The sequence below is a fragment of the uncultured Chitinibacter sp. genome, from assembly GCF_945957625.1.
GTDB classification, from domain to species: Bacteria; Pseudomonadota; Gammaproteobacteria; order Burkholderiales; family Chitinibacteraceae; genus Chitinibacter; species Chitinibacter tainanensis.
The window spans coordinates 109,108-134,572 of record NZ_CAMFLP010000004.1 but is presented as its reverse complement, the minus strand read 5'-3'; the positions used below and the strand labels follow the sequence as shown (position 1 = coordinate 134,572).

Genomic DNA, 25,465 nt, shown 5'->3' with positions numbered 1-25,465 from the left:
CGCCGTAGGATGAGGCCAACTTAGGCATGGGCCTAAGTCTCATCTGATAAGGGGAAGCACCATGGGGCGTTTAGCCAATAAAGTAGCGATCATTACCGGGGCAAGCAGCGGCATTGGCCATGCCACGGCAGCGCTGTTTGCCCGCGAAGGGGCGGCGGTGGTAGTGGCGGCGCGGCGAGCGGCGCCTTTGCACGATTTGGTGGCGCAAATTCGGGCGGCCGGTGGACGGGCGAGCGCGCTGGCGGGCGATGTGGGGAATGAAGCGTTTGCACAGGCGCTGGTGGCGCGGGCGGTGGATGAATATGGTGGGCTGGATATTGCTTTTAATAATGCGGGCATTTTGGGTGAAATGGGGCCGGCCACGCAGCTGAGTCTGGCGGATTGGAATCAGGTACTGGCCATTAACCTCACTAGCGCCTTTCTAGCCGCCAAATATCAGCTGCCGGTGATGGCGGCGCGGCAGGGCGGCTCGCTGATTTTTACGTCTACATTTGTCGGCTATACCGCCGGTATGCCGGGCATGGCGGCCTATGCCGCCAGCAAAGCCGGGCTGATTGGCCTGACGCAAGTATTGGCCAGCGAATATGGTGCGCAGCAGATTCGGGTGAATGCACTACTCCCCGGCGGCACCGATACGCCGGCCGGGCGCGAATTTGCCAATACGCCCGAAGCCATCGCGCTGGTGCAGCAGCTGCATGCGCTCAAACGCATGGCTACGCCCGCCGAAATTGCCCGTTCGGCTTTGTATTTGGCCTCGGATGAGGCAAGCTTTACCACCGGCACCGCCATGTTGGTGGATGGTGGGGTGTCGATTCAGCGGGTGTAAGGGGGCGCAGATGTCAGATTTCCAGCGCGTGGCGCAGGCCATGCAGTATTTAGCGGCGCATGCGCACGAGCAGCCTAGCCTTGCCGCCGTGGCCAGCGCGGTGCACCTGAGTCCGTTTCATTTTCAGCGGCTGTTTTGCCGCTGGGCCGGCACCACGCCCAAGCGGTTTTTGCAGGCGCTGACGCTGGAGCGGGGCAAGGCGCTGCTCGATCAATCTGCCTCGGTGCTGGAAACCGCTCATGCGCTGGGGCTGAGTGGTGGCTCGCGCCTGCATGATCATTTTGTGCAGCTGGCCGCGGTCACGCCCGGCGAATACAAAAGCCGTGGCGCGGGGCTGGTGATCGAATATGGCCTACACGCCACGCCGGTGGGGCCGCTGTGGCTAGCACAAACTCCGCGCGGGGTCTGCCGCGCCGAGCTGCTGGATTTTCATTCCCCCGCCACGTTGCTGGCCGAGCTGCAGCAAGCTTGGCCGCTGAGTACCATCCGCGAAAACCCAGCCGCCACCGCGCCAGTGGTGGCCGCGATGTTTGGTGCGGCAGATGCCGCCGCGGCAGGGCCGGTGTCGCTGCATGTGGCCGGCACCAATTTTCAGCTGGCGGTGTGGCGCGCTTTATTGAATATCCCGCCCGCGGCGCTCACGAGCTACGGGCAGATCGCGGCGGCCGTGGGGCGGCCGACGGCGGCACGGGCCGTGGGCAATGCCATCGGCGCCAATCCCGTGGCCTTGCTCATTCCCTGCCATCGGGTGATTCAGCAAAGTGGGGCGCTGGGCGGCTATCGCTGGGGCTTGGGCAAAAAGTTGATGATCCAAACCTGGGAGCAGCTGCAGGCCGCGCCTGTGATCTAGCCCCGCACACCACAGACAAAGCCCCGCCGCATACGCTAGAGTGGGCAGGGCGCGGCCGCCGGCTGCGCCCATACCCAGCCGGAGGCCCAATGAACGACACCTTTTCTCTTGCCCCTATTGCCTATGTGGCGGCCAGCCGCAGCGCGCCCGAAGACGATCACTGGGGCGGCACGCTGGCGCAGATTACCCTTACCGACGATTACCCGGCCGAGGCACTAGCCGGGCTGGCCGAGTTTTCGCATGTGGAAGTGCTCTTCGTGTTTCATCAGGTGGCCGCGCACAAAATCGAGTCGGCCGCCCGCCACCCGCGCAATAACCCGGCCTGGCCCAAGGTAGGCATCTTTGCCCAGCGTGGCAAAAATCGCCCCAATCGGCTGGGCTCCACCATTTGCCGTGTGGTGAGCGTGGCCGGGCGCACCCTCACCGTGGCCGAGCTGGATGCGATTGCCGGCACGCCGGTGGTGGATCTCAAACCCGTTCTGGCCGAATTTTTGCCGCGCCAAGCGGTGCAGCAGCCCGCATGGGCCAGCGAGCTGATGCAGGCCTATTGGTTGCCCGCGGCTACACCGGAATAGGGCAGGGGTATTGACCCATCGGGCTCGCTAATTTTGCTTTAGTGGTGAATACACCTGCTGGGTATTATTGTGCGTGCTTTAATTCATGCCGCGCTTGGCGCAATACCTGCAGAGCTGCACTCAGCGCTAGGCTGGCCATGATGGTGGCCACCAGTAAATCCGGCCAGCTGCGGCCGGTGCCAAACACCCCCGCTGCCGCCAGCAAAACCGCCAGATTACCAATCGCATCGTTGCGCGAACACAGCCACGCGCTTTGCCGATTGCTATCGCCATGTCGGTGCGCATACAGCAGCAGCGCCACGCCCAGATTCACCAACAGCGCCAGCATACCCACCCAACCCATGGTGAGCGGCTCGGGTACGCCGCCCTGCCAAGCCCGCCAACCGCTGGCCAGCAGCACCCCCACGCCAAACAGCGCCATGCTGGCCGCTTTCACCAGCGAAGCCCGCGCCCGGGTGCTGAGGCTGAGCCCCAATACCCACAGACTCAGCGCGTAATTGGCCGCATCGCCTAAAAAATCCAGCGAATCGGCCAGCAGCGACACCGAGCCCGCTGCCGCCCCGGCCCACAGCTCCAGTCCAAACATCCCGGCATTAGCCAATAGCGCCAGCCATAAAATTTGCCGATAACGCGGGTCGACCACCGCCGTAGCCCCACTGCACCCACCGTGACATGCTGCTCCCATGGTTTTGCTCCACATCGAAGAATGATGCAGGTATGCTGAACCCTGTAGCCACTACGGAGTCAAGCATGGCCACCCTCACCACCCAGCAGCTGGCGCAGGCCAGCGGTGTGCATGCCGAAACCATTCGCTATTACGAACGCATTGGGCTGTTGCCCGCGCCGCCGCGCGCGGCCAATGGCTATCGCCGCTACGGGGCCGATGCCGTCACGCGGCTGGGGTTTATTCGCCGCGCCCGCGAGCTGGGCTTTGCGATTGAAGATATTCGCGGCCTATTGGATCTGGCCGCCCACCCCGATGCGCCTTGCCGCGATGCCGATGCGCTGGTGCAGCGCCAGCTAGAGGCCGTGGCCGCGCGGATTCGCGATTTGCAGGCTTTACACAGCGCGCTACAAACGCTGGCCGGCTGCGACAGTGATGCCGCTGGCCATTGCCGGCTGCTCGAAACACTGGAAAACCGCACCTGCCCGCAGTGCGATGCCCAGCACGCCGCAAGGGCATAAATTCTGCCCACTTCGCTATCGGCCATGCCGCGCGGTAGTGGTGATATTGCCTTGTGGGTTATGGCGGCTTTTGCGTATGCTGGCTGTTTTGGGCGGGAAGTGGCGATGTATAAATTCATCACAGGTATAGCGCTGGGGCTATTGGCTAATATGGCTTTAGCGGCAATACCCCTAAAAGAAGACCCGCGTCTCGTTACCGCCATGCAAGGCGCGGCTGGGGTGATTGTGGTGCAGGATGTAGCCAGCAATCGCTGGCTGACCAATGATCTGGCCCGCGCGCAGCAGCGCTTTAGCCCCGCCTCTACGTTCAAAATCCCCCACAGCCTGATCGGCCTGCATACTGGCGCGGTAGCCAGTGTGGACGAAGTATTTTTCCACTATCGGGGCGAGCCGGTGTTTTTGCCCAGCTGGGCGCAAGACATGAGTTTGCGGCAAGCGATTAAAGTGTCCAATGTCTTGGCCTATTAAACGCTCGCCCGCCGCATCGGGCCAACGCAGATGCAGGCCGCGCTAACCGAGCTCAATTACGGCAACGCCAAAATCGGCAAGGCCATTGACCAATTCTGGCTCGGGCAGGGCGCGCTGCAGATTAGCGCCAGCGAGCAAGTCCAATTTTTAAGCCGGCTGGCTCAAGGTCAACTACCTTACCCTGCCGCCCAGCAAGCCGCCGTGCGCGAGATTAGCCTGCTGGAAAACACCGCCGGCTGGCAGCTCTACGGTAAAACCGGCTGGACCGGCAGCCAGCAGCCCAGCATCGGTTGGCAGGTAGGCTGGCTCACACAGGGCGGGCAGCTGTATGTATACGCCCTGAATATGGATACCCCACCCGGCACCGATCTAGCCGCCCGCCCTGCGCGCGTTAAAGCCAGCTTGCGCGCACTAGGGTTGCTTGAGGGTATACCTAGCAAGTAATTGATTTAATTGGGTTGCGAGTAGATACAGTGGTGGGTATGCATCACCACAAACCTTAATCCCCACCGCCAAGCCCCGCCAAGGCTTGAGTCACTTCGCGGTTGCTGTTAAAATTCAATGTATCGGAATATGGCGCAGCCTGGTAGCGCACTTGCATGGGGTGCAAGGGGTCGCGAGTTCGAATCCCGCTATTCCGACCAATAAAAACAAGGGCTTATCATCGCAAGGTGGTAAGCCCTTGTTGCTTTTTGTCTGTTTGTTGTCCCTTACCCCGACACCTACCCCGACAAAGTATTTTGCTATCACCTCCAACGAAGCTTTTTGTCTGTTGTTGCACTATGCCGTGCAAAGCGCTTGCGCCCGTAATTGGAATTTAGCATACTGAAAGTGTCATAGTGACCGTTGGTGCGAGTAGCTGAACATGCAACAACGATAACCAAGCATCAAAGCCCTGCACCTGAACCGTGTGGGGCTTTTATTTTGTCTGTTGTTGCCCTATGCCGTGTAAAGCGCTTGCGCCCCTAATTTCCGCATGGCACACTTAATATGCCATAGTGAGCGAAGTTGCAATTTTTGAACATACAACTAAGCCACGCGAACATCGAAAGCCCCGCACCGGAACCGTGCGGGGCTTTTTTTTGCCTACTACCCGCCTTTGTGCGGGTTTTTTCGTTTCTGGAGAAAAAACCATGAGTAAAGCATCACAAATTCAGTCCGCTCAATCTCCTGCTTTGCGTCCAAAGTTTGCTGCGCAGTATCTTGGGATTAGCTTGTCCCACACATGGCGGCTCGTTGCCGAAGGAAAGCTGCCTCCTCCGGTTAAGCTGAGCCCAGCCATCAGCCTATTCCGTCGGGCAGATTTGGATGCGTTTCTGGAGAAAGCGTTTGCTGAGAATGCTAAATGACCGGCATTGCCAGTAGGCAGGCTGGCATCCAGAAAGAATAAAGCCCCGGTGTTGATTTCACCGGGGCTTTTTTACGCCGTGAGGCGCTTTGTAATGAGGTTGTCTATGACCATCAATACACATCATATAGAACGAATGTTCCGTTTTCAAGGGACTGAGCTATGACCGCCCGCCTACCTAAAAATGCACTCAGCCAGTTAGGGCAGCTCCAGCTCTACAACGAGCTTGCGGTTAAAAAACAAAGCTTCCAGCCGGGGGCAATATGTTTCTCGCCGCCGAGGCCTGGTAATGCACGCTGGCAAACGGCGCTGAGTGTTTTGGCCGATTCGTTTGAGTGCGGCAACTTGATTAGCCGAGAAGCATTTGATTGCGCTGTTGGCTGCTCAAACGGGCCGGATTTGATGGCGAATCTAAGAAAGAAATGCGGCATCGTTTGGTTGTGCCGACGCATCCCGGTAATTGATCGCCACGACGAGGTTTGCCAGGCCGGATTCTACGCAATCAGTCCTGCGAGTTATCGGGCTATTCGTGCTTGGCTCAAGTCCTTGGAGCCTGCGAAATGAGGGCGGGGTGCTTTTGGGAGTTGCGTCTGCAATCGCTGTTTCTCGCTGCTTTGTTGTGCGCCGTGTTGCTGCTCGCATGATGTGGGCGAATGAGCTGAGCGGCATCGATGTGACGCCGTTTTTGTTTGTCTCGCAGCCTGCGCTAAGTCGCGCAAAAAATCCGATTCTGATACCGGCGGAGCACCAGCAACGGCGCGGCTTGAGGGATTCGGCGCTGGCTGGGAATAAGTCTAGTGTCTCCGGTTCCACCTCAACTCAGCCCGATATGGCACGGCGTAGGCAGGTTGTGGTCATTCCAGCCAGTCGGCAGAAGGTGAGGCAGGCATACGCCCCGATACTGGATGCAATTGATGCTGTGACCGCAGACGCGATGCGGCTAATGCGTCGGCCAGCTGCGGTGGTGTTGCGTTTCACCTTGTTGCAAGATGGCAGCCCGTCAGAGGTGATGAAGCGACTGGCAGAGCATTGCTTCCGTGTGGGCGGTCTGCGACCGGGGTATGTTTGGGTTCGTGAGATTCGTCCGGCTGATTACGATGACAGGCCGGGAGATTACCCGCATTATCACGCAGTGCTGTTCTTTGAGCGTCGCGCCCATTGGATTGGCCCTGTTGTTGGTATGCTGAGAAAATTGACCGCGCGCGGATGGCTGGAGTCTTATCATCTGAGTCGTGACAAGCAAACAAAACGCCTTGCCGTTCACGACCTGAAAAACCCTGAGGCCGCAATCAATTTTCGGCATCATGTAGGCTATTTGGCGAAGTGCAATACCAAAGTCAGAGAGGCCGGACGGCGAATTTTTGGGCGCTCGAAGGTTGCGAAGCTGGCGGATGGTGAACCGTTGCTGACCCCACTGGAACCGTCGGATGGGGTTGCGCTGCTGGCCAACGAGGTGGTGAGCTCCGTTGCGCCTTCTTCAGTATTGCAAGTGACACGTCGAGCCGTTGCGGGATTCAATCGGCCTGCGCCGTGGCGATGCTTCCGTGTCGCTAATCCGTCGATAAGTTTCGCCAGAGATGCGCCGGGACCGGCGAGGCCGCCACCATTACCCAAAATGCAGGTCTGACAGGGCACCCCTATGGGAACCGTGCCTGTCGCCAAAACTGCAATTGCAGAGTCTGGGCACTCGGGGCGTACCGTCAGTGTAGCCGAGTTGCGGCGCGGCATAGTTGGTCGGCCGAATGCTGGCCAGTACGCACCCCTTACGCGCGAGAAATGGGCGTGCGTACCTGCAAACCTATTTCGCTCCCGAAAGCTATCTGCGAACTGGCCGCTAAGCCAGTATTTTCACGGGCTGGTGCTGGTTTTCTGGTGCCTGGGTTCGCAGCAAACTTCGCACCCCTGCGCGCGAGGCTGTGCGTATCAAGCAAAGCATTCAATGCATGTTAGACGAGTTAACCTTTGGTGGTTAATGGCTTCGGGTAGCAGGGTTTTAGAGTTATCTTGAGCAAGTTTGAACTGCCAACCCTTATTTTTCGCCGTTCAACCAATACTGTTACAGCTGCACTGTTACAGCGGAAAGCCTTAGTTTATGCGGGTGTGAGCTGTAACAATCCACGAGCTGTTACAAGCAAAAGCCACTTTTTGGCTTGGCCAAAAGGGGGAGTAGCAGTGACCTCAATGGTTTCCAATATGTGGTTACCAGCGTGGTTTCCATGGTTTCTGCCGAATAACGCTGCTTCTTTGTTCTGTGTGTTGAGGTCGGGAGAGTCCTTATTAAATTAGGAGTCCTGATTTTTTCCATGATTCTGGTGCTCAAACTTTTGGCTGCCCGAATTGTCGAGAGCTTGTTGTCGTGCCTTTTTTTTCTCTTCGGATTGATGAGTTTCGAAACGAAACTGGCTGATAAACACCCAGACGATGCCGCCAAGGAATAGAACGCCAAGTAGATTTTTGAATAATTCGGTTTCTGGATGGTCGCGACGTTCGGCGGCCTGTCGGGCTTGTTCTAGCGCTACAACGCGAGCCATTTTGCGTTCACAAACCTGGTCCTTCGGAGGGCAACTGATGTCGTCGTCGCGCCAGCTGCTGTCTGACGACACTCCCGCTTGGGCGTGCAGTGAAACGGCCAGTAGCAAGGCTAAGATAATATGCATAATGAGCTGCCACTTGAAAGTCACTAAATATCGATAAGTTTAAGCGTAAATTTTGGTTTTTTCGCAGAGTGCAAGTGAGCTGCTCTTGTTGTGTGGTTGAAACCGCGTAAAGTTTTTCATGCCGAGCTGTCCCAACGAGCATGAGCGCTGCGCGGGGTATCTTGACAGGTCGTACCCGCAAGGTCATAGTTCAAGCGTACCGTTTAATAGCGGCACCGAGATTGGCGTCTCGATTACATTGGCGGATAAACCGCTGCAGAGCGGTATTTTTACGTCCGTTACCACTACAGTTGCGTCCTTTATGGTAGGTCGTAGTGGGGGCTGCCTCGGCAGCGTCGGTTCCAATGTACTGATACGCCAACCCTGCTATGTACCTGCCACCCTCAATTGGCGTTGAGCGGCAGGTAACTCAAACCTACATTGGAGCAATACCATGCATACCATTACCGAGATTCCCTCTTTGGCCGAAATGTTGGCCATAGGCCATGAATTTCGTCAGAAACAATGGCGTTCCGAGCTGATTATCATGGAGGCCAATAGCCGCCTTATGCAATTGTCACAGGGGCTTGAATCGGTTGGCCATCTGATTACTCAATCAAACGATTGCAATGAGCAAATTGCGCACGGCATTGGTTGCTTGCTGGTCGAAGTTGGCAGCCTCATGTCTCAGCTAACATTTACGATTGAAGAGGCGCGCGCTGGCGGCAAAAGTTTGCTGAGCGATTGACTCCTCTGAGCGCCAGCAAGAACCGATGTCAACGATGGCAGGCAGTACCGGCAAAGCCCCTGGCAGGGCTTCGCCACTTATTTCAATATTTCAGTATTTCTACATAGCTACATAGCTACATAGCTGCAAAGATATAAAATCTTGTTGTTTTAGATGCTTTGAATGTATGTAATCTTACAATCTTATATGTTTACAAACATACAGAAAAAACACTTTTGATACAGTGCGTTGTTGAACGTCCGACGGGGTAAAATATCCGTTCCGGCAACCACAGAAAGCCCGAACATGCAAACTGCTGCTGTCGGGCTTTTTGTTTTTAAGGAATTGCCAATTATGAGTCAGCAAGTACCGGGGCTAACTAATAGTGATGTTTTCTACAGCAATCGCGCGGGTATCGCCTCATCAAACCTGTCTGCGCCAGGAATGCAAAGCAATGTAGAAAACTGGCTTAAAACGCAGCGCCCTAGTGCCGATAGCCTACTCAAGCAGGCGGAAGCTACTGCGCCCAAAGCGCCAGGCATGAAGCCATTGCAAGCACCTGGGCTCATGGATCGCGCTAGCACCCTGCTCAGCAAGGGGGCGCAAGCGGCTAAAGCATCGGCTGACCCCATTGTTAAAGCAGGGCTCAAGGGAAATGCTAAGTCACTGCTAACAGGCAAGGTTGGTGATTTTGCAAAAGGTTCAGTGGCGAGTCCGTTGGGCATGATGCTTATCCCTGGAATGGCAGTAGGGGCAATTGACAATCAAATTCAAGGTCATGTAAATCAAGTCCGCGCCGCAAGCCCGGGCCTGACTACCTTGCCAAAAAAAGCTCCAACGGCGAATGCAGGCGCACCAGTCGCTGCTCCCGGTCTATATGCCAGAGACGGGGCTGGCCAGTATTATGCGCCAGGCTCGTATACGGCAGATGGTGGTAAAAGCATCGTCGCTATGCCTCAGCCGGACAATAAACAGGCGCCCGGCCTACCTGCAGCAGAAAAACCAGCGCTTGACCCGCGCAGCATGCCGCCGACCAAGCTGGACAAAAACGACCCCAACAACCCAATCAATCAAGCCTTGGCCAAGCAGCGCGCAGAGTCGCAGGGCTTTGGCCTCACCAAGCAGGCGAACGGCGTCCCGCTATATGGCAGCAACACCAGCAACCCCGCCGAAGGCATGAATACCGTGCCCGGCCTGAGTGGCCAAGTGGGCAATGTGTCTACTGTGAGCGTGGATCGTGATGCCATCGAGCGCGGCAATCAGGCTGAGCGCGAACTACACGCGGCCCGCATGGCTGATGTGCATGGCGGTCGGGCGGAGGACTATCTGCCAGGCGGCAAGGCCGATGGTGGCGAAGGGCAGCGCGCCAATGATCTGATTCAGCGCGCACTCAGGAGCCGCAATCCGCAGCTGATTCAAGCAGTGGGGAATGTGTTGGCCGCCACTAAGCCCGTCAACCCGAATGAGGCGCGCTTGGGCATGCAGGCCAAGCAGCTTGATAACAGCACCAAAGCGATGGCACAGCAGGAACAGCAGCAGCTGGCCAAGCTGCGCGGCGATTATATGGCGCTGAACGACACCAATGACCCCGGCGGCGCAAAACGCAAACAGCTAGCTGCGCAGCTGATGACGCTACAGGGCAAAGCGCCCGGACTGGAAAACAAATTCAAGGTGGTGGAGCTGGGCGGCGGCAATGACAGCAACGGCATGCCACTACCGAAAACGGGCTACGTGTTCAATCAGGAAACCGGCCAATACCAGCCGATGCAGACCCCAGGCGCCGCTGGCGCCAATGCTGCGCCTTATGCCGAAGGCACGGAGCTGATCGGCAAAGACGGTAATCGCTATGTTGTTAAAAACGGTCAGGCCGTGCTGAAAACGTAATCCGGTATCTGTCGGTCGCTTATTGCAAGACTGCGCTCGATGGATAGATTTGAACTAGAGTCAGAGTTTTTGCTGAACCACCAAAGGTAATTGAAGCCCGTTGGTCTAGTACGGTCTGGCTTTTGTGGCTTTAGCGAGTTTGAAAATCGCCCTGTGCGCCTATGCCGTCCGCAAAGGGATTACATTGCTGGCGGATGGATTTGCCAGCAAGGCAAGCCTATTGCCTAGTAGCTCAAAGGCCGCCTGTTGTTCATCTGAAAGGCGGCTGCGGTTGTAGGTGCGAGCAACCTTGTTGGCTTCCACGTGGTTCAAGCATCGTTCGACAACGTGTGGCATTACGCCCAGTTCGGCCATTGTGGTGGCTGCGGTGCGTCGTAGGTCGTGAGGTGTCCATTTGCCGCCAGGCAGAATTAGGTCGCCAGTGCTTTTGCTGCGGCCACTCATGGGCTTGTTGGTTTGCCGGTCGCCAATTTGTTTGGTCATGGTTTTTACGCACACATGCGCTGAGCCATCCCGATTTTGGAATAACCAGCGCGGATGCTCGGCAAAGGATTGCATTTCATATAGTGCTGCCAGGGCAAAATCAGATAGCCAGATTGTGTGCGCCTCTCCGTTTTTGCTGTTCTCGCTAGGGATATGCCAAAGTCTGTTTTGCAAATCAAAGTGCGAATGCTCAGCCCGTAGCAGTTCACCTATTCGGGCAGCCGTTGCCAACAGGAAGCGAACGGCAGATTTGACGCGGCTATTCAAGTTTGAATCGGGTAGGGCAGTTTGCAGCAATAAGCGTAACTCTCCTTCGGACAATACCCGGTCTCGCTCGGTTTCCTTGCCGCCGAATGAGGCTTTTTTTAGGTGGCTGGTTGGATCGTTTTCCAAAAGGCCGCCACCGATTGCAAAGCCAAAGCATTGGCGCAAGTCTGAAAGCGTCCTGTTTGCCATTCTTGGGCTTCCCCGCTCGACAATGGCCTGCAATAGCTTGGCAATCATGGAGCGATTAACCTCATCGGCATAAACCCCTCCGAGTGCGGGCAGTACATCGAGGGAGAAGGCTCGGCGGATTTCCGCTCCACCGTCTTTACGGCTGCTGAGTTGTACCTTATCCCAGCGCTCGAACAGGTCGGAAAATGTCATCCTTGCCGCTAATCGGGCGGTCTCTGCTGCTTTGATTTTGGCTTCTTGTTCGGCAGCAAGGCGTGCGGCTTCGGCAATATCCTTATCGCGTTGCTGCTGTGCGAGGGGGTCAATTCCGGCTCGTACCTGTTTGCGGTAGTTGTCCCGTTTTGCCCGAATGTCTGTGAGGTCATCGGCAGGCCATACGCCGCACGATACTTCACGGCGCTTGCTGGTTTCTGGGCTGCGAAATTGGAAAACAAAACTTACGGATACTTTGTCTTTGCATCCCACTTGCCCAGCCAATCCCCCGCCATCAGAAAGGCGCTCACCTTTGTGTTCTGGCTTGAGCTTTTTGAGCTGCAGCACGGTTAATTGATTTTCTGCTCTCGCCATTCTGCTACCCCGACAAATGAGTTCCTACCCCGACAGCTACCCCGACAAACTTTTGCGATTTGATCGGTGCATATAAGACTGTATGATACAGAGTATCGGTTTAAAGTGTAGTAAAATCAAGGCTTTTATGGGGGTGACTGAGTTTGTATGATTCAGGGTGATACTCGTATCTTCCTTTATGGGGTGCAAGGGGTAGTGAGTTCGAATCCCGCTATTCCGACCAATAAAAACAAGGGCTTATCATCGTTAGGTGGTAAGCCCTTGTTGCATTTCTAGGCCAAACGCCTGTTGGCTTATCCATCGGCTTATACAAAATGTTGCGCTAGGAACAAAGTGAGCTTTATTCTGAACCCCTAGCCCGCCAGGCAAACAATCGCGACTGATTCACTCCGCCTCAATTCAGTGCCCCATTTTCCCTTAGCGCTTGCGCCATAAAATCCACAAAGGCGCGGATTTTGGCCGAGCCGTGGCGGCCTTCGCGGTGGACGATGTGGATGGGCAGGGGCTTGGCTTCGTAGTCGCTTAGCACCGTTTTCAGCTCGCCACTCTGCAAATGTGCAGCTACCTGATAGGAAATCAGCCGCGTAATGCCCGCGCCATTGCGTACCGCCGAGATTGCGCCGTCGTTGCTGGTTACGGTGATGCGCGGTTTGATGCGCACGACTTTGCTGTGCTCATCTTCGCCAAATTTCCATTCCACCGTGGGGCTAATGCTGCTGGCGGCCACGATCTGGTGCTGCAGCAAATCTTGCGGGGTTTGCGGAATGCCATATTGCGCCAAATAATCGGGCGAGGCGCACAGCACGCGGCGCACTTGCCCTACCCGTATTGCCCGCATGGTGCTGTCTGGCAAGGCGCCGATGCGGATACCCACATCCACACCTTCTTCCAGCATATTCACCACCCGATCGAGAAACATTGCCGATACATCCACATCCGGGTAGCGCTGCAAAAATTTCACTACCTGCGGCATCACATACAACTGGCCAAATAGCACTGGTGCGGTGATGGTCAGATGCCCGCGCGGCTCGGCATTAATGCCGGCGGCCACTTCGTCCGCTTCTTGCACTTCGGCCAAAATGCGCCGCGCATCGTCCAGATAGCGCTGGCCCGCATCGGTGACGCGCACATAGCGCGTGGTGCGGTTCAGTAATTTCACGCCCAGATCGTCTTCCAGCGCGGCCACCGCGCGCGTCACCGCCGGGGGCGACATCGCCAGCTTGCGCGCGGCGGCGGCAAAGCTCTCGGTTTCGGCGACGGCCACATACACGCTCATCTGATGAAAACGATCCATGATTTATTCCATTTTTAGCAACAATCTATTGTCTGGTATATGGATTCTTCTTTCAAGTGGAGGTCGGCACAATGCACTCATTCGCTCAACACCGAGCGGAACAACCTAAACAACGAAAGGAATTCACCATGAGCCGCATTACCGTCATCACCACCGAAACCGCTACTGCCGAACAACAAGCACTGTTTGACGCCATCCACGCCCAGCTGGGGATTGTGCCGAACTTTTTGAAAGTCTTTGCCAATTCACCCGCGGCACTGCGCGCCTTTCTCGGCCTGCACGGCATCGCCAAAGAAGGCAGCCTGGATCTGCAAACCCGTGAACGCATCGCCCTAGCTCTGGCGCAGCAAAACTCGTGCGAATACTGCCTGTCAGCGCATACCGCGATTGGTAAAGGCGCCGGCCTGAATGGCGATGAGATCGCCGCCAACCGCGCCGGCTCTAGCCAAGACGCCAAAGCCGCCATCGCCGTAAAACTGGCGCGTTCGCTGGCCGAACACAAAGGCGAAATCACCACCGCCGAGCTGATCGAAGCGCGCAACGCCGGTTTCACCGATGCCGACATCGTCGAAATCATCACCCATGTGGGTATGAATTTGCTGACCAATATCCTGGGCAAAGCCAGCCGCGTGGAAATCGATTTCCCGAAAGTGACTTTGGCTTAAAAGTTTGCTGCACCCCGTTGTACCCACACTCACTACTTCATATTGAAAAGGACTATCCCATGTTGAACCTTCGCAAAACCCTGATCGCCGCTACTTTGATGTCGGGCTTCGCCTTCCTCGCTGCCGTACCAGGCACCGCCATGGCCTACGACGAAAACTCGACCGCCGCGATTAATGTTGATGCCCAAGGCGTCGGCCTGAAAGGCTACGACCCGGTGGCGTATTTCACCGCCAAAGCGCCCACGTTGGGCAATGCGGCCTACAGCGCACAGCACGATGGCGTGACTTATCACTTCGCCAGCAAAGCCAATCGCGACAAATTCAATGCCAACCCAGCGCGCTTTGCGCCGCAATTTGGTGGCTTCTGCGCAATGGGCGTGGCGCTGGATAAAAAGCTGGATGGTGATCCGCAAGCCTGGAAAGTGGTCGATGGCAAGCTGTACCTGAATGTGAATAAAGAAGTACAGAAAAAATGGCTGGAAGACGTGGCCGGCAATCTGAAGAAAGCCAATATGGAATGGCCAAGCATCAAAGATAAAGCACCTAAAGATCTGTAATAGACACTATGGGTATATCGCTGTAGTCATTGTCTGATAATTCATACAGCGATATACCCTATCTATCACGCCATGGTGTCGCGGCCCTTGCCCCGGCGGCCGTGGGCAAAGCGCAAGGAAAGCCAGATGTCGACCATTACCCTCTACAGCACCCGTAGCTGCCCATTTTGTGTGCAAGCCGAAAACCTGTTGGCGCGCAAAGGCCTGGCGGTGAACAAGATTTTGGTAGATCAAAATCCAGACGAATTTACCACCATGGTAGCGCGCAGCGCCCGCCGCTCGGTTCCGCAGATTTTTATTGGCGAGCGCCATGTGGGCGGGTTTACCGATCTGCTCGCGCTAGATCAATCAGGCCAATTGCCAGTCTGGTTGGCGCAAGCCGGGGTGGCCGATGTGTGAAGAACCGAACGCCTTTGGCATCGACAAAATCGCCTCGGCCTATGACTTTAGCGAAACCATCGCCCGCTTAAGTGCGGCGATTCAGAGCAAAGGGGCGACGATTTTTGCCCAGATTGATCATCAGGCACAGGCGCAGCAATATCAATTGCAATTGACCCCGATGCAGTTATTGATTTTTGGTCACCCCAAAATCGGTACGGCGCTGATGAATTCAGCCGCCAGCACGGGGCTGGATTTACCGCTCAAAGCCTTGGTCCAGCAAGACTGCCACGCGCAGGTGTGGGTGTACTTGAATCAGCCCGATTATTTACAGCTGCGGCATGGATTTGACGACGAATTATTAAGCCCGCTACGTGGCCTGCATACCTTGCTCAGCCACAGCATTCAATAAGGATGAATAGAATGGATCGCAAACACCTGATTCTCGCCAGCGCCATGACCGCGATGCTGGCGCTGGCCAGCCAGCCGAGCCTGGCCGCCGACCCCAATAAAGAAAAATGCTTTGGTGTGGCCAAAGCGGGCGGCAATGATTGCGCCGCCAATGGCCACTCTTGCGCCGGCATGGCCAAGCAAGACCGCGATGGCAAAGAGTGGAAGCTCGTTGCCAAAGGCTCATGCCTGCGTCTGCAAGGCTCGCTCACGCCCAAGTAGCCCGCAGCGGCCACCGATCTCTCCTCCGTTTGCCCCCTTGTTTGCCCAGCAAGGGGATTTTTTTGCCCCGCCTGTCAGATTTGGCGCCCCGCGCCGACTAATTGAAACTCATCACAAGGAAACGACCATGTTCGCTAGCCCTTACTTCGCCCGCCTTAGCGCGGCCAAACCCTTCAATCATCTCGCCCCGGTGGTCGATTTGCTGCTGCGGCTGTATCTGGCCAAGGTGTTTTTTATGTCTGGCCTGACCAAAATCGCCGATTGGGATACCACGTTGCTGCTGTTCACCGACGAATACCACGTGCCATTGCTCTCGCCGCAGCTGGCGGCCATTGGCGGCACGTTGGGTGAGCTGGTGCTGCCGGTATTACTGGTGCTGGGCGTGTTTACCCGGCTGTCTGCGCTGGGGCTGTTTGGTCTGAATCTGGTAGCGGTGCTGTCGTATTACCACGTGCTCAAAGACATCCCCACCGCGCTGCAAGATCACCTCGAATGGGGCTTGCTACTGCTGGTGTTGCTGGCCGTGCCGGTGCAACGCTGGGCGCTTGAGCGCCTGTGGCTACCTAGCGCTGGCGCCAATCAATAAGGAGCGATGATGAAAAATCTCTGGCTTGCTTGCTGCCTATGGCTGGCCTGCGCCTGCGCCCACGCCGCCCCGCAGCTGCAGGGGCGGGATGTGCTGACCGGGCAGGCGGTTAATCTGGCGCAACTACGCAGCAAAGATCAAACCGTGCTGCTGGTGTTTTTTAAGGCCGGCTGCAATACCTGCGTTTACAACTTCAAACTGATTCGCGAGTTTTATCAGGCCAATAAAAATAGCCGTTTTCAGGTGATTGGCGTGGGGCTGGATCGCAAACCCGAACTCTTTCGCAGCTACGCCGAGCTAGTGCGCGCCACCACGCCCAAAGACGCGCAGTTTCCGCTGCTGTGGCGTTTGGACCCCGCGCAGCAAGATCAATTTGGCGAAATGCAAAGCGATTCCACCGTCTTTGTGCTCGGCAAAAACGGCGACATCACCCTCAAGCGCGAAGGCGTGATCAAAGATGCCGATTGGGATGACATCTGGACCTCACTGCAAAATCCATAGCAAACGCGGCCAACGCCGGGCTGGCTAGCCGTGGTGAGGGTGAGGCGGCTTTACAAGGGTATATCGCCCTGAGTAAATTAATGATTGGCTTATGGATGAATACATGAGGTATGTATGCCGTTGGGGATGAGGTGAATGGGCTCATCGTACCTGATCAAACATGCTGGCCGCTTGGCATAAATCTGGGCTTGGCTAGGAAGAGTGATTACAATCGCTGCTGTTAATCGGGTGACGGATATCGGCCATGAGCGGATATTCTCTCCACAAATCCACCCTCTGTACATATACATGACAAGTTCTTGATTTGGGCGCATATCAATAAGAGAATTGCTGTTCAATTCAGGCAACAAATCCAACTGAATCATATTCTTGCGTTGCATGAAGAATTCGCGTTGGATAGAATCCATCGAGCGAGCTTATTTTAGATTTGCTCATCTTAAAATAATGCTAGAATGGCAGTCTACTTCCTTCAATATATTCCCTTTTTCTTGATGAGTTGCTCTGCTTTGCGATTGGTGTAATTGCCTAGTTGGGAAAGTGTTTGTGTTAAGCTTTTTAATTGATAAAACAATAAATATGAAAAATGCTTCTTTATTTTTATTACTCTGTTCCGCTTTTTTAAGTGCTTGTGGAGGCGGCGGTGGATCAAATACCGCGACTCAAACAGCAGTAGCCACCCCATCAGCATCGCCAGCATCAATTTCAACACCCACACCGACCCCGAGCAATATTCTGCGTGGTAATGATGGTGATTTGACCCGATATATGGGTATTTGGACGACTGGCTGCGTGATGAAGCGAGTAACCCCGATCGTATTTAATGGGGTAAGCATGGTGTTGACAGTTGGTGCGGTAGTAAACAATAAATTTGTATCTGCAACGATGGTCGAAACAGATTATGGTCAGAACAATTTATCCTGCACAGGAACACCTATCGGCACGCCTAAATCCTATAATTTCAGCTTTGAAGTAACTGCAAACGCGCCAATCACGGGAACTACTTTTCAAGGTTTTGCAGATCAGGCACTGGTTAAAATAACTGGCGGCACTGACAGCACTATTTTTTATGCCTTTGATTCGAAGTTTAGTCAGCTACGGATGAATACATCCACTGACTTCACGGCAATGACAGTGGTTTACAAAAAGCAGTAATTAGCCACACGCATTATATGGTTAATAAAAAAGGCCTTGGAGGTATCCAATGCCTTTTTTTCAATGTAGAACTATTTTTTCAGAATCGCCGCCCAGATTAACTGGCAGCAATGGGTCGCCAGCCGTCCTCGCGCATCAAACAACCCAAGCCGCTGCGCACCCCAGCCACCGATTCGTACCACAGCCCGTTCTCACGGGCTTTTTTGCGGGTTTGTGTTGCGAAAATTGCAATAATCAATTGCATGGGCTGATGATTCTTCTTTAAATCGTGCTCAATCACAATGGCGTCATTGTTTTGGATGATTGCCGCGATGAGCTTACATACTTTCAACCCTGTTCCGCATTGTCCCGGCGAGCGGGTGATGCCGCTGGCGCCGTTGCTGACTTTGCCCAATGGCCAGCGCTGGGTGGCGCAGCATTATTTGCGCTATCAGCATACGCTGCAGAGCGTATCAGCCTTGCTGGCGCAGATTGATTTTGATGCGCATACGGCGCTGTTTGCCGGGCAAGATGCTGGCGGGGTGTATCTGCAAGTGGGGCTGATTGGGCGCGAGAATTATGATCGCAGCAATACGCTACGGGCGTATAAGCTTGTGTACGGCAGGAAATGGCGCATTGATGCCGATACCCCCACGTCGGAAATCATCCAAACCGCTTTTCTGGCGATAAAAAAAGCGCGTGAGCATGAGGTGCGCGAGCTACTGACGGTGCGCAATGCGGCTGGCCAAACCAGCGCAGCGTTTAGCAATCACCATGATTTACCGCTGCTGGCGCAGCAGCGAAGTGCCTTACAGCCCGCCACTAAGCCGGCGGCGGGGCTGACGGACGAGCTAGCGGTGCTGCGCTTTGCCCAGCGCCGGATTACGTTGTTGCAACAGGTGGATCTCGCCGGTGAGCGGGTGTTACTGGATTTACAGCTGGGCCCGGCGCCGCTGGCGCGGCAGTTGGAGGGCGATTTGCCCGAGTTTGCCGAGCTGAGCTTTAGCGTGATTTTGCCGCGCGGCGCTTGGGCGCAGCTGCCGTATGCGATTATGGATGCGCTGATTGCGCATAGTGATCGGCATGTGGATGAAACCTTTCGCTTTCGCGGCTTTGCCCGCTTTAGCCGCGCCAACTCGATTCAGGCGATTGCGGCGCTGTCGCTGCACACGCGGCCCTATGCGCGCGATCTGGCGGATGCACAATTTGCGCAGATTTTTCGCGCGAATAATTATGAGGTCGATGCCAGCCGCGCACCAGCGCTGGGGCAGGGCGCGCTGGCGGAAAAAAACCAGCGCCTGATCGGGCAATTTGCCGATTTACTCGGCCATCTGCCACAAGGCTATGCCCAAGCGCCCGCGAGGCAAACGGCTTAGCCGCGGGGGGCGCGATGGTCGGGGTGATAATCCCGAAATCGTCGCCGTGCCGCGACTTTGGGTGTCAGCTTATCGGCAGCTGTTTAGTGGGTATGTGGCTGAAGATTAGATATTCATTGATCTGAAAGGCTATACCCTGCAAGAGGCTTATTTGCGCTTGGGCGCCAGCCCAAGATCATCCAGCCGCAGTAGTATTTCGGTTTTGCGCTCGTGTTTGATTTGCTGCCACGGCCGGTCTTCCTGCGCGCCGATCAGGGCATACAGCATATTCAGCGATAGATTGGGCACCACGTGTTGCAGCTGGGCATACAGCGCAAAGGCATCGGCGGCGCGCACTTGCTCGGTGCTGGTGATGCCGATTTGCGCCAGCATGGCGCGGCTTTTTGGCCCAAGGCCTTTGAGTTGATCTACGCTCGGCATGGTGGCGGTTCCGCTTATGGTTGGGCTGCACAAGGATAGCCATGATCGGGGCGATCTGGCTATCCATGCCTGGCTTAGGCTGCCGGCCAGCGGTCGGCGGCAAAAACCGCGTCTAACGGCGTATCGGCCACGCTGGTGGTGTAGTTGGACAAGATTTTCAGGCTAGTACCCAATATCACCTCGAACACCGTTTGCTGGCTGTAGCCGGCGGAGATAAAGCTGGCGACTTCCTGCGCGGTGGGCCAGCCGCGGCTTTCGACAACTTGGCTGGTGAATTGGCGCAAGGCTTCGAGTTTGGCATCGGCAATCGGCGTGTTGTTGCGCAGTGCGGCAATCACCTCGGCGGGCACGGCGGCTTTGGCGATGGTGGTGTGCGCGGCCATGCAGTAGTCGCAGCGATTGAGCCGGTTGGCCGTCATCATAATGATCTGTTTTTCGGTTTCGCTTAAGTTGGTGTGGTTAAAAATCTGCGTGAGCGTCAGATAGCCTTCCAGCAGCGCGGGCGATTCGGCCATATGGGCGAATAAATTGGGCACAAAGCCGTAATTGGTCTGCGCCGCTTGCAGCAAGCTTTGGCTGCCGGCCGGGGCGGTGGCGATGGTGTGTAGTTGAAATGGGGTCATGCTTATTCCTCTGTGGGGTGGTGGGGTTTAGGGCTGAACATTGATAACGACTTTGCCGAAATGCTGGGCGCTGGCGAGGTAGTCATACGCTGCGCTGGCCTCGGCATAGGCAAACTGCCGGTCAATCACCGGGATAATCTGGTGTTGGCTCAAAAAGGCATTGAGCGCGCTAAAGTGCGCTACCGAGCCGACCAAAATGCCGTTGATCTGCGCATTTTTGGCTTGCAGCGGCCATAAATTGGGCGTGGAGCCAAAGCCGGTGAGTACGCCGATCTGGTGAATCTGCCCGCCAGAGGCCAGCGCATGAATCGAGCGCGCGTAAGTGTCGGGGCCGCCTAGCTCTAGCACATGATCAACGCCGATACCGTCAGTGAGGGCCAGTGCGATGTCATCCCAGTTGGCTTGCTGGCGATAGTTGATGGTGTGCCAGGCGCCCAGCGCTTTGGCGCGCGCCAGTTTGTCATCGGATGACGAGGTGATGATGACTTTGGCGCCTTGCGCCACCGCCAGTTGCAAGGCAAACAGCGCCACGCCGCCCGTACCCTGAATCAGCACCGTTTCGCCCGCCTGCAGCTGGCCGCGTGCAAACAGCGCCTGCCAGGCGGTGACGGCCGCGCAGGGCAGGGTGGCCGCTTGCGCCAGCGATAGATGCGCGGGGATGGCCACAATCGCGTTTTCGCTCGCCACAATATGCTCGGCCAATACTCCAGGCATCTGCGCGCCACCCAGCGCACCTTGCAAATAATGCTGGGCCTGATATTTGCCCTGATACCAGCGGGCAAAAAAGTTGGGCGCAACCCGATCACCCACTTGCCAGCGCTGCACTTGGCTGCCTACGGCAATTACCGTGCCGGCCGCATCCGAAAGCGGAATCTGCCCATCCACCGTATCCTGGCCAGCATTGCGCAAGATCAGCAAATCGCGGTAATTCAGGCTAACCGCGCCGACCTGAATCAACACCTGATCGGCGGCCAAGATTGGAAGCGGGCTGGCGACGCGCTGCAATTGAAAACCAGCGGGCTGGCGCTGCAGCTGATAGTGGCTGCTGGAAGTCTGTGAGGCTGACATCGGCTAATTCCTTTTTGTGTAGTGATCGATACACAATATAATCAGGCTAAGATGACGGCGTCAATACATTTTGTAGTGATCAATATGGAAATAAAGAAAACGCGCGGCCGGCCGCGGGCCTTCGATCGCACCCAAGCACTTGAATTGGCATTGCATTTGTTCTGGGCTAAAGGCTATGAAGGCACCTCGCTGAGCGACCTTACCAGCACGCTAGGCATCAATGCGCCCAGCCTGTATGCCGCGTTTGAATCCAAACCGGCGCTATACCGCGAAGCGATTGATCTGTATCTCGCGCAGCAATACGAGCGCATCGGCGCTTCGCTGGCCGCCGCCCCCAGCGCGCGGGAAGGGCTAGAGGCCATGTTGCGCGGCGCGGCGGTGCAATTTACCGCCCCCGATCACCCGCCCGGCTGCCCGATTGCCAGCGGGGTGCTGCGTTGCGCTGAGGCCAATGCAGCCATCTGCGAGTTCACCGCCGAGCATCGCCGCACCACCCGCGCGATGATGCTGGCGCGCCTACAGCAAGGGCAGGCCGCCGGCGAGCTTCCCGCCCAGCTCGATACTCAGGCGCTGGCCGGCTTTTATGCCGGTGTGATTCAGGGCATGTCGGTGCAGGCCATTGATGGCGCTACCTGCGCGGATTTACAGAAGATGGTTGATTTGGCCATGCAGGCTTGGCCTGCGTAGGGCGCCAAACCGAGGGTGCGTTTAGCGCAATTGAATCTGCTGCGCCAAATGGCTAAACACCGTGGCCACGCGGCGCAGGTGGCGCGATTCGGGGTGCGTCAGTAGCCACAGATCGGTGGCGCATTCGTCCAGCGCGCCAGTGAGCGGGCGTAAATTGGGGCGCGTGGCGGCCAGAAACAGCGGCACCATGCCCACGCCCATGCCACGTTCGATTAATTCCACCACCGTTAAAATGCTGTTGACCCGATAGCGTGGCGTGATTTTCGGGTAGTGCTTTTTGCGCCAGAGCACGGTGGGGTGATCGGGCAGGGCATCGTCGGGCGCGATCCACGGTGCCTGCTGGGCGATGGCCGCGGGCAGGTCGGCCCACGGGCTATTTGGCGCAGTAAACAGCGCCACGCTAATGCTACCCAGATGTTTGCCCACCAGATGTTGCGGCGGCTTGCGGGTGGCGCGAATGGCAATATCAGCGTCGCGCCGGGTTAAATTGGCCAGCTCATTGCCGGTGTGCAAATCAAAACTCAGCTGCGGGTGGTGGCGGGCGAGGATATCGAGCTCGGGGGCCACCAGCCCATGCAAAATCGAATCGGTGGTGGTGATGCGCACGCTGCCGGCCACATCTTCGGGCTGCAGTTGCGCGGCCGAGCGGGCTGATTCGAGCGCGATTTCCATTTGCTCGGCATGCTGGGCCAGGGTTTGCGCAAGCTCGGTCGGCAAATAGCCCGCTTTGCTGCGCTCGAATAAACGCTGCCCCAGCCCCAGTTCCAGCCGCTGAATACTGCGATACACCGTCGAGGCATCCACGCCCAGCCGCTCGGCTGCCGCGGCCAACGTGCCGCCACGGCTTACCGCCAGCAAAAATTCCAGATCCTGACTGCCAAGGTGGTATTGCGTTTTTGCATGCATGCTGTGCATTCCTGCGTATGTTTATTGCAAATGGGCAAGGCTAGACTAGCGCATATTAAACACAGGAGGAAATCCGTATGTCGCAACCGATTACCTTGGTCAGCCATTTGCTCTGCCCTTTTGTGCAGCGCGCCGCCATTGTGCTGCTAGAGAAAGGCGTGCCATTTACCCGCAAAAATATCGATCTGGCCAACAAGCCGGATTGGTTTCTGGCCATTTCGCCGCTGGGCAAAGTACCGGTGTTGCAAGTGGGCGAGACGGCGATTTTTGAATCGGCGGTGATTTGCGAATATCTGGATGAAACGCACGCGCCGCCGCTGCACCCGGCCGACCCTTTGGCGCGCGCCCGCCACCGTGGCTGGATGGAGCTGGGCTCGGCGATTTTGAATGACATCGCCGGGATATATTCGGCGCCGGACGAAGCCAGTTTGCAGCTTAAAGCCCAGCAATTGGCGCAAAAATGGGCGCAAGTTGAGGCCGCGCTGAGCGGCGGGCCGTATTTTGCCGGGGCTGAATTCACGCTGGTGGATGCGGTGTTTGCGCCGGTGTTTCGCTATTACGATGCTTTTGAGGCGATAGCGCCGCTGCGTGCGCATCTGTCGCTGGCGCCATGGCCGCAGATCGAGGCTTGGCGGCGCGCGCTGGCGCAGCGGCCCTCGGTGCAGCAAGCGGTGGTGGCCGATTATCCGCAGCGCCTGCAGGCGTTTTTACAGCAGCGTAATTCCTTCCTCGGCACGCTGCTGCAGCCCGCTGCGGCCAGCTGCAGTCTATAAACCCGCGGCAGTATCGGGCGGTAGAGCGCTTATAGGCTGGCGGCCAGCCCAATACCTGCTGGCGGCGATGGGAATGCCCGATTTTTGCCGCGCCATGCCGGTGATTATTGCATTTGAAGGAATAATCAATTCATTGCCATGGCGATTCTCTTGCCTGTGGCGGCGCGCCATACTGAGGCCATCCAATTACGGAACGCCTCAGGAGGCTCCCCATGCCACGCGCCTTTGCCGCCATCACCTTTACCGACAGTGTTAAAGCGGCACAAACTCGCTATCACAGCCGCGAGGGCAATCTGGGTTTTGAGCTGGCTGAGGATAGCCGCAGCGAAATCACCCCGCGCGAGGCTGAGTTTATTGCCGCGCGCGATAGCTTTTATATGGCCACCGTGAACGAAAACGGCTGGCCCTATGTGCAACATCGTGGCGGCCCCGCCGGCTTTTTAAAAGTACTGGACGAACACACGCTGGGCTTTGCCGATTTTCGCGGCAATGTGCAGTATTTGTCGGTGGGCAATCTGCATGCCAACGACAAAATCTCGATCATCCTGATGGATTACCCCAACCGCCGCCGGCTCAAAATCTGGGGCCGCGTGCGCATCGTGCACGAAATCGATGATCCGGCGCTGATCGCCGCGCTGGAAAGCCCCGCCTATCGCGCCCGCATTGAGCGCGCAATGGTCATCACGGTTGAGGCGTGGGATTGGAACTGCCCACAGCACATTACGCCGCGTTATACCGACGCCGATATCGAACAACTGATCGCTCCTTTGCAGAGCGAGCTGGCCGCGCTGCGCGCCAAGCCGCAGGCTGCCGCGCCGCTTGAGCGCTTGGGCAGCGGTGAGTTGGAATTAGTCATCAGCGGCGTGCGCCAGCTGACGCCGCAGGTGCGCGCTTACGAGCTGCGCCATCCGGCTGGTGAAGACTTGCCGCCGGTCACCGCCGGCGCGCATCTGCAAGTGCCGGTGCAGTTGCCCAATGGCCAACAGAGCGTGCGCAATTACTCCATCGCCTCCAACCCCGCGCGCCGCGATATTTACGAAATCGCCGTGCTGCGCCAGGACGACGGCACGGGCGGCTCGGCCTTTGTGCATCAGTATTATCAGCTGGGCATGACGCTGCATTGCAGCATGCCAAAGAACGATTTTGCGCTGAACGAGAGCGCTGCGCCGGTGTTGCTGATTGCCGGCGGTATTGGCATTACGCCGATCAAGGCCATGGCGCAACAGCTCAAAGCGCAAGGCCGTAGATTTGAATTGCATTACGCCGCGCGCAGCCGCCGCGAGATGGCCTATGGCGATCGCTTGCAGCGCGATCTGGCCGGGCAGATTCGCGTTTATTTCAGCGCCGAAGGCGCGCGGCTGAATTTGCCGCAGCTACTGAGCCAAATGGCCGATACCACCGAGGTGTATGTCTGTGGGCCTAGCGGATTGATTGATGCGGTGACCAATACGGCTGCGCAATTACAGATTGATCCCATGCACATCCATTTCGAGCGCTTTGCTGCCGCAGCGCATGGCGAAAACCGGCCCTTTGAAGTGCTGCTGCGCCGCTCGCAACGGGTGATTCCAATCGCCGCCGATCAAACCGTGTTGGCGGCGGTGCAAGCGGCGGGCGTGGATACGCTATCCGATTGCGGCGTGGGCAATTGCGGCACCTGTGCGGTGAAAGTGCTGGCCGGCGAAGTGGAGCATCGCGATCACGCGCTGAACGCCAACGAGCGCGAGCGCGCCGGGCTGATGTGCATTTGCGTGTCGCGGGCAAAATCGGCGCGGCTAGAGCTGGATTTATAAACCGATTGATTTTGATTTGAAAAAGGAAAGCAC

At 56.7% G+C, this 25,465-nt stretch carries 30 protein-coding genes, 1 tRNA gene and 1 pseudogene; 23 read left to right on the top strand and 9 right to left on the bottom strand.

Translation table 11 applies throughout. The features are described 5' to 3' along the window. Window positions 1-61: 61 nt before the first annotated feature. The 3 genes from QV747_RS07310 (at window position 62) to QV747_RS07300 (ending at window position 2,251) form a co-directional block, all read left to right on the top strand. Window positions 62-826, top strand: coding sequence for an SDR family oxidoreductase (locus QV747_RS07310; protein ID WP_273430117.1), 765 nt, complete (start codon window positions 62-64; stop codon window positions 824-826). Window positions 827-836: 10 nt separating this feature from the next. Continuing rightward, window positions 837-1,676, top strand: a complete 840-nt coding sequence (locus QV747_RS07305) for a bifunctional transcriptional activator/DNA repair enzyme AdaA (RefSeq protein WP_273430116.1) — start codon at window positions 837-839, stop codon at window positions 1,674-1,676. Window positions 1,677-1,765: 89 nt separating this feature from the next. After that, window positions 1,766-2,251 carry an SAM-dependent methyltransferase gene (locus QV747_RS07300; RefSeq protein WP_028450197.1) on the top strand — a complete coding sequence of 162 codons (486 nt, stop codon included), beginning with the start codon at window positions 1,766-1,768 and terminating at the stop codon, window positions 2,249-2,251. A 64-nt stretch (window positions 2,252-2,315) separates the two neighbouring features. Here QV747_RS07300 and QV747_RS07295 read toward each other — a convergent pair whose 3' ends face one another. Further along, the gene (locus QV747_RS07295) at window positions 2,316-2,936 is read right to left on the bottom strand and encodes a cation transporter (protein ID WP_273430115.1); all 621 of its coding nucleotides are present in this window, start codon (window positions 2,934-2,936) and stop codon (window positions 2,316-2,318) included. A gap of 65 nt (window positions 2,937-3,001) precedes the next feature. Between QV747_RS07295 and QV747_RS07290 the strand changes: the two genes are divergently transcribed. From QV747_RS07290 to QV747_RS07260, 6 genes and pseudogenes are all read left to right on the top strand, one after another. Further along, entirely contained in the window at window positions 3,002-3,436 is a 435-nt protein-coding gene (locus QV747_RS07290) for a helix-turn-helix domain-containing protein (RefSeq protein WP_273430114.1), read from the top strand. A 24-nt stretch (window positions 3,437-3,460) separates the two neighbouring features. Next, window positions 3,461-4,348 (top strand): annotated as a pseudogene (gene blaOXA, locus QV747_RS16625) (class D beta-lactamase). Window positions 4,349-4,471: 123 nt separating this feature from the next. Beyond that, window positions 4,472-4,548, top strand: a tRNA-Pro gene (locus tag QV747_RS07275). A 489-nt stretch (window positions 4,549-5,037) separates the two neighbouring features. Further along, on the top strand, window positions 5,038-5,253 hold the full coding sequence (locus QV747_RS07270; protein WP_273430112.1) for an AlpA family transcriptional regulator: 216 nt from the start codon (window positions 5,038-5,040) through the stop codon (window positions 5,251-5,253). A gap of 161 nt (window positions 5,254-5,414) precedes the next feature. Further along, window positions 5,415-5,816 carry a hypothetical protein gene (locus QV747_RS07265; RefSeq protein WP_273430111.1) on the top strand — a complete coding sequence of 134 codons (402 nt, stop codon included), beginning with the start codon at window positions 5,415-5,417 and terminating at the stop codon, window positions 5,814-5,816. A 76-nt stretch (window positions 5,817-5,892) separates the two neighbouring features. Continuing rightward, entirely contained in the window at window positions 5,893-6,879 is a 987-nt protein-coding gene (locus QV747_RS07260) for an inovirus-type Gp2 protein (RefSeq protein WP_273430110.1), read from the top strand. A gap of 655 nt (window positions 6,880-7,534) precedes the next feature. Here QV747_RS07260 and QV747_RS07255 read toward each other — a convergent pair. Further along, window positions 7,535-7,909 (bottom strand): hypothetical protein, encoded by a 375-nt coding sequence (locus QV747_RS07255; RefSeq protein ID WP_273430109.1) that lies wholly within the window; start codon window positions 7,907-7,909, stop codon window positions 7,535-7,537. A 433-nt stretch (window positions 7,910-8,342) separates the two neighbouring features. Between QV747_RS07255 and QV747_RS07250 the strand changes: the two genes are divergently transcribed. Both QV747_RS07250 and QV747_RS07245 read left to right on the top strand, forming a co-directional pair. Further along, window positions 8,343-8,636 carry a hypothetical protein gene (locus QV747_RS07250; RefSeq protein ID WP_273430108.1) on the top strand — a complete coding sequence of 98 codons (294 nt, stop codon included), beginning with the start codon at window positions 8,343-8,345 and terminating at the stop codon, window positions 8,634-8,636. 930 nt (window positions 8,637-9,566) lie between these two features. Next, a complete protein-coding gene (locus QV747_RS07245) occupies window positions 9,567-10,499 on the top strand; it encodes a hypothetical protein (protein ID WP_273430107.1) in 933 nt (310 codons plus the stop codon). Between the two features lie 159 nt (window positions 10,500-10,658). Here QV747_RS07245 and QV747_RS07240 read toward each other — a convergent pair whose 3' ends face one another. After that, window positions 10,659-12,005, bottom strand: a complete 1,347-nt coding sequence (locus QV747_RS07240) for a site-specific integrase (RefSeq protein WP_273430106.1) — start codon at window positions 12,003-12,005, stop codon at window positions 10,659-10,661. A 394-nt stretch (window positions 12,006-12,399) separates the two neighbouring features. Beyond that, window positions 12,400-13,299 carry a LysR family transcriptional regulator gene (locus QV747_RS07235; protein WP_273430105.1) on the bottom strand — a complete coding sequence of 300 codons (900 nt, stop codon included), beginning with the start codon at window positions 13,297-13,299 and terminating at the stop codon, window positions 12,400-12,402. 128 nt (window positions 13,300-13,427) lie between these two features. Here QV747_RS07235 and QV747_RS07230 point away from each other — a divergent pair, with 128 nt between their 5' ends. The 8 genes from QV747_RS07230 to QV747_RS07195 all read left to right on the top strand — a co-directional run bounded on the left by QV747_RS07230 (window position 13,428) and on the right by QV747_RS07195 (window position 17,810). Continuing rightward, window positions 13,428-13,964 carry a carboxymuconolactone decarboxylase family protein gene (locus tag QV747_RS07230; RefSeq protein ID WP_028450193.1) on the top strand — a complete coding sequence of 179 codons (537 nt, stop codon included), beginning with the start codon at window positions 13,428-13,430 and terminating at the stop codon, window positions 13,962-13,964. Between the two features lie 59 nt (window positions 13,965-14,023). Continuing rightward, window positions 14,024-14,521: a YHS domain-containing (seleno)protein gene (locus tag QV747_RS07225; protein ID WP_273430104.1), complete on the top strand. Its 498-nt coding sequence runs from the start codon at window positions 14,024-14,026 to the stop codon at window positions 14,519-14,521. Window positions 14,522-14,647: 126 nt separating this feature from the next. Then, window positions 14,648-14,920, top strand: coding sequence for a glutaredoxin 3 (gene grxC, locus QV747_RS07220; protein ID WP_028450191.1), 273 nt, complete (start codon window positions 14,648-14,650; stop codon window positions 14,918-14,920). Further along, complete coding sequence (locus QV747_RS07215; protein WP_273430103.1) at window positions 14,913-15,311, top strand: DUF302 domain-containing protein; 399 nt, start codon at window positions 14,913-14,915, stop codon at window positions 15,309-15,311. The genes grxC and QV747_RS07215 overlap by 8 nt, the downstream gene beginning before the upstream one ends. Before the next feature lie 11 nt (window positions 15,312-15,322). Further along, window positions 15,323-15,571 (top strand): DUF2282 domain-containing protein, encoded by a 249-nt coding sequence (locus QV747_RS07210; RefSeq protein ID WP_273430102.1) that lies wholly within the window; start codon window positions 15,323-15,325, stop codon window positions 15,569-15,571. A 127-nt stretch (window positions 15,572-15,698) separates the two neighbouring features. Beyond that, a complete protein-coding gene (locus QV747_RS07205) occupies window positions 15,699-16,157 on the top strand; it encodes a DoxX family protein (RefSeq protein ID WP_273430101.1) in 459 nt (152 codons plus the stop codon). A gap of 9 nt (window positions 16,158-16,166) precedes the next feature. Further along, window positions 16,167-16,658 carry a peroxiredoxin gene (locus QV747_RS07200; RefSeq protein WP_273430100.1) on the top strand — a complete coding sequence of 164 codons (492 nt, stop codon included), beginning with the start codon at window positions 16,167-16,169 and terminating at the stop codon, window positions 16,656-16,658. A 543-nt stretch (window positions 16,659-17,201) separates the two neighbouring features. Continuing rightward, window positions 17,202-17,810: a hypothetical protein gene (locus QV747_RS07195; RefSeq protein ID WP_273430099.1), complete on the top strand. Its 609-nt coding sequence runs from the start codon at window positions 17,202-17,204 to the stop codon at window positions 17,808-17,810. Between the two features lie 97 nt (window positions 17,811-17,907). Here QV747_RS07195 and QV747_RS07190 read toward each other — a convergent pair whose 3' ends face one another. Continuing rightward, entirely contained in the window at window positions 17,908-18,090 is a 183-nt protein-coding gene (locus QV747_RS07190) for a hypothetical protein (protein ID WP_273430098.1), read from the bottom strand. Between the two features lie 31 nt (window positions 18,091-18,121). On the opposite strand from QV747_RS07190, the gene QV747_RS07185 reads away from it, so the two are divergent. Beyond that, complete coding sequence (locus QV747_RS07185) at window positions 18,122-19,165, top strand: hypothetical protein (RefSeq protein WP_273430097.1); 1,044 nt, start codon at window positions 18,122-18,124, stop codon at window positions 19,163-19,165. Window positions 19,166-19,312: 147 nt separating this feature from the next. Here the strand turns inward: QV747_RS07185 and QV747_RS07180 are convergent, their stop codons facing one another. The 3 genes from QV747_RS07180 to QV747_RS07170 form a co-directional block, all read right to left on the bottom strand. Beyond that, window positions 19,313-19,585, bottom strand: a complete 273-nt coding sequence (locus QV747_RS07180) for a TfoX/Sxy family DNA transformation protein (RefSeq protein ID WP_273430096.1) — start codon at window positions 19,583-19,585, stop codon at window positions 19,313-19,315. A gap of 74 nt (window positions 19,586-19,659) precedes the next feature. Continuing rightward, window positions 19,660-20,208, bottom strand: a complete 549-nt coding sequence (locus QV747_RS07175) for a carboxymuconolactone decarboxylase family protein (RefSeq protein WP_273430095.1) — start codon at window positions 20,206-20,208, stop codon at window positions 19,660-19,662. A gap of 27 nt (window positions 20,209-20,235) precedes the next feature. Continuing rightward, entirely contained in the window at window positions 20,236-21,276 is a 1,041-nt protein-coding gene (locus QV747_RS07170; protein WP_273430094.1) for an NAD(P)-dependent alcohol dehydrogenase, read from the bottom strand. Window positions 21,277-21,360: 84 nt separating this feature from the next. Here QV747_RS07170 and QV747_RS07165 point away from each other — a divergent pair, with 84 nt between their 5' ends. Continuing rightward, on the top strand, window positions 21,361-21,963 hold the full coding sequence (locus tag QV747_RS07165; protein ID WP_273430093.1) for a TetR/AcrR family transcriptional regulator: 603 nt from the start codon (window positions 21,361-21,363) through the stop codon (window positions 21,961-21,963). A gap of 21 nt (window positions 21,964-21,984) precedes the next feature. Here QV747_RS07165 and QV747_RS07160 read toward each other — a convergent pair whose 3' ends face one another. Further along, window positions 21,985-22,869: a LysR family transcriptional regulator gene (locus QV747_RS07160; RefSeq protein WP_273430092.1), complete on the bottom strand. Its 885-nt coding sequence runs from the start codon at window positions 22,867-22,869 to the stop codon at window positions 21,985-21,987. Between the two features lie 77 nt (window positions 22,870-22,946). On the opposite strand from QV747_RS07160, the gene QV747_RS07155 reads away from it, so the two are divergent. Both QV747_RS07155 and QV747_RS07150 read left to right on the top strand, forming a co-directional pair. Next, window positions 22,947-23,642 (top strand): glutathione S-transferase family protein, encoded by a 696-nt coding sequence (locus QV747_RS07155; RefSeq protein ID WP_273430091.1) that lies wholly within the window; start codon window positions 22,947-22,949, stop codon window positions 23,640-23,642. 212 nt (window positions 23,643-23,854) lie between these two features. Next, on the top strand, window positions 23,855-25,432 hold the full coding sequence (locus tag QV747_RS07150; RefSeq protein WP_273430090.1) for a pyridoxamine 5'-phosphate oxidase family protein: 1,578 nt from the start codon (window positions 23,855-23,857) through the stop codon (window positions 25,430-25,432). Window positions 25,433-25,465 lie beyond the last annotated feature (33 nt).

Bases quoted from the DNA above. Each gene is read 5' to 3' on its own strand.
- QV747_RS07270 (WP_273430112.1), top strand. From the start codon at position 5,038: ATGAGTAAAGCATCACAAATTCAGTCCGCTCAATCTCCTGCTTTGCGT.
- QV747_RS07165 (WP_273430093.1), top strand. From the start codon at position 21,361: ATGGAAATAAAGAAAACGCGCGGCCGGCCGCGGGCCTTCGATCGCACC.
- QV747_RS07310 (WP_273430117.1), top strand. From the start codon at position 62: ATGGGGCGTTTAGCCAATAAAGTAGCGATCATTACCGGGGCAAGCAGC.
- QV747_RS07185 (WP_273430097.1), top strand. From the start codon at position 18,122: ATGAGCTTACATACTTTCAACCCTGTTCCGCATTGTCCCGGCGAGCGG.
- QV747_RS07305 (WP_273430116.1), top strand. From the start codon at position 837: ATGTCAGATTTCCAGCGCGTGGCGCAGGCCATGCAGTATTTAGCGGCG.
- QV747_RS07235 (WP_273430105.1), bottom strand. From the start codon at position 13,299: ATGGATCGTTTTCATCAGATGAGCGTGTATGTGGCCGTCGCCGAAACC.
- QV747_RS07210 (WP_273430102.1), top strand. From the start codon at position 15,323: ATGGATCGCAAACACCTGATTCTCGCCAGCGCCATGACCGCGATGCTG.
- QV747_RS07200 (WP_273430100.1), top strand. From the start codon at position 16,167: ATGAAAAATCTCTGGCTTGCTTGCTGCCTATGGCTGGCCTGCGCCTGC.
- QV747_RS07170 (WP_273430094.1), bottom strand. From the start codon at position 21,276: ATGTCAGCCTCACAGACTTCCAGCAGCCACTATCAGCTGCAGCGCCAG.
- QV747_RS07150 (WP_273430090.1), top strand. From the start codon at position 23,855: ATGCCACGCGCCTTTGCCGCCATCACCTTTACCGACAGTGTTAAAGCG.
- QV747_RS07300 (WP_028450197.1), top strand. From the start codon at position 1,766: ATGAACGACACCTTTTCTCTTGCCCCTATTGCCTATGTGGCGGCCAGC.
- QV747_RS07215 (WP_273430103.1), top strand. From the start codon at position 14,913: ATGTGTGAAGAACCGAACGCCTTTGGCATCGACAAAATCGCCTCGGCC.
- QV747_RS07225 (WP_273430104.1), top strand. From the start codon at position 14,024: ATGTTGAACCTTCGCAAAACCCTGATCGCCGCTACTTTGATGTCGGGC.
- QV747_RS07245 (WP_273430107.1), top strand. From the start codon at position 9,567: ATGCCTCAGCCGGACAATAAACAGGCGCCCGGCCTACCTGCAGCAGAA.
- QV747_RS07295 (WP_273430115.1), bottom strand. From the start codon at position 2,936: ATGGGAGCAGCATGTCACGGTGGGTGCAGTGGGGCTACGGCGGTGGTC.
- QV747_RS07290 (WP_273430114.1), top strand. From the start codon at position 3,002: ATGGCCACCCTCACCACCCAGCAGCTGGCGCAGGCCAGCGGTGTGCAT.
- QV747_RS07180 (WP_273430096.1), bottom strand. From the start codon at position 19,585: ATGCCGAGCGTAGATCAACTCAAAGGCCTTGGGCCAAAAAGCCGCGCC.
- QV747_RS07260 (WP_273430110.1), top strand. From the start codon at position 5,893: ATGATGTGGGCGAATGAGCTGAGCGGCATCGATGTGACGCCGTTTTTG.
- QV747_RS07255 (WP_273430109.1), bottom strand. From the start codon at position 7,909: ATGCATATTATCTTAGCCTTGCTACTGGCCGTTTCACTGCACGCCCAA.
- QV747_RS07240 (WP_273430106.1), bottom strand. From the start codon at position 12,005: ATGGCGAGAGCAGAAAATCAATTAACCGTGCTGCAGCTCAAAAAGCTC.
- grxC (WP_028450191.1), top strand. From the start codon at position 14,648: ATGTCGACCATTACCCTCTACAGCACCCGTAGCTGCCCATTTTGTGTG.
- QV747_RS07175 (WP_273430095.1), bottom strand. From the start codon at position 20,208: ATGACCCCATTTCAACTACACACCATCGCCACCGCCCCGGCCGGCAGC.
- QV747_RS07205 (WP_273430101.1), top strand. From the start codon at position 15,699: ATGTTCGCTAGCCCTTACTTCGCCCGCCTTAGCGCGGCCAAACCCTTC.
- QV747_RS07155 (WP_273430091.1), top strand. From the start codon at position 22,947: ATGTCGCAACCGATTACCTTGGTCAGCCATTTGCTCTGCCCTTTTGTG.
- QV747_RS07160 (WP_273430092.1), bottom strand. From the start codon at position 22,869: ATGCATGCAAAAACGCAATACCACCTTGGCAGTCAGGATCTGGAATTT.
- QV747_RS07230 (WP_028450193.1), top strand. From the start codon at position 13,428: ATGAGCCGCATTACCGTCATCACCACCGAAACCGCTACTGCCGAACAA.
- QV747_RS07265 (WP_273430111.1), top strand. From the start codon at position 5,415: ATGACCGCCCGCCTACCTAAAAATGCACTCAGCCAGTTAGGGCAGCTC.
- QV747_RS07250 (WP_273430108.1), top strand. From the start codon at position 8,343: ATGCATACCATTACCGAGATTCCCTCTTTGGCCGAAATGTTGGCCATA.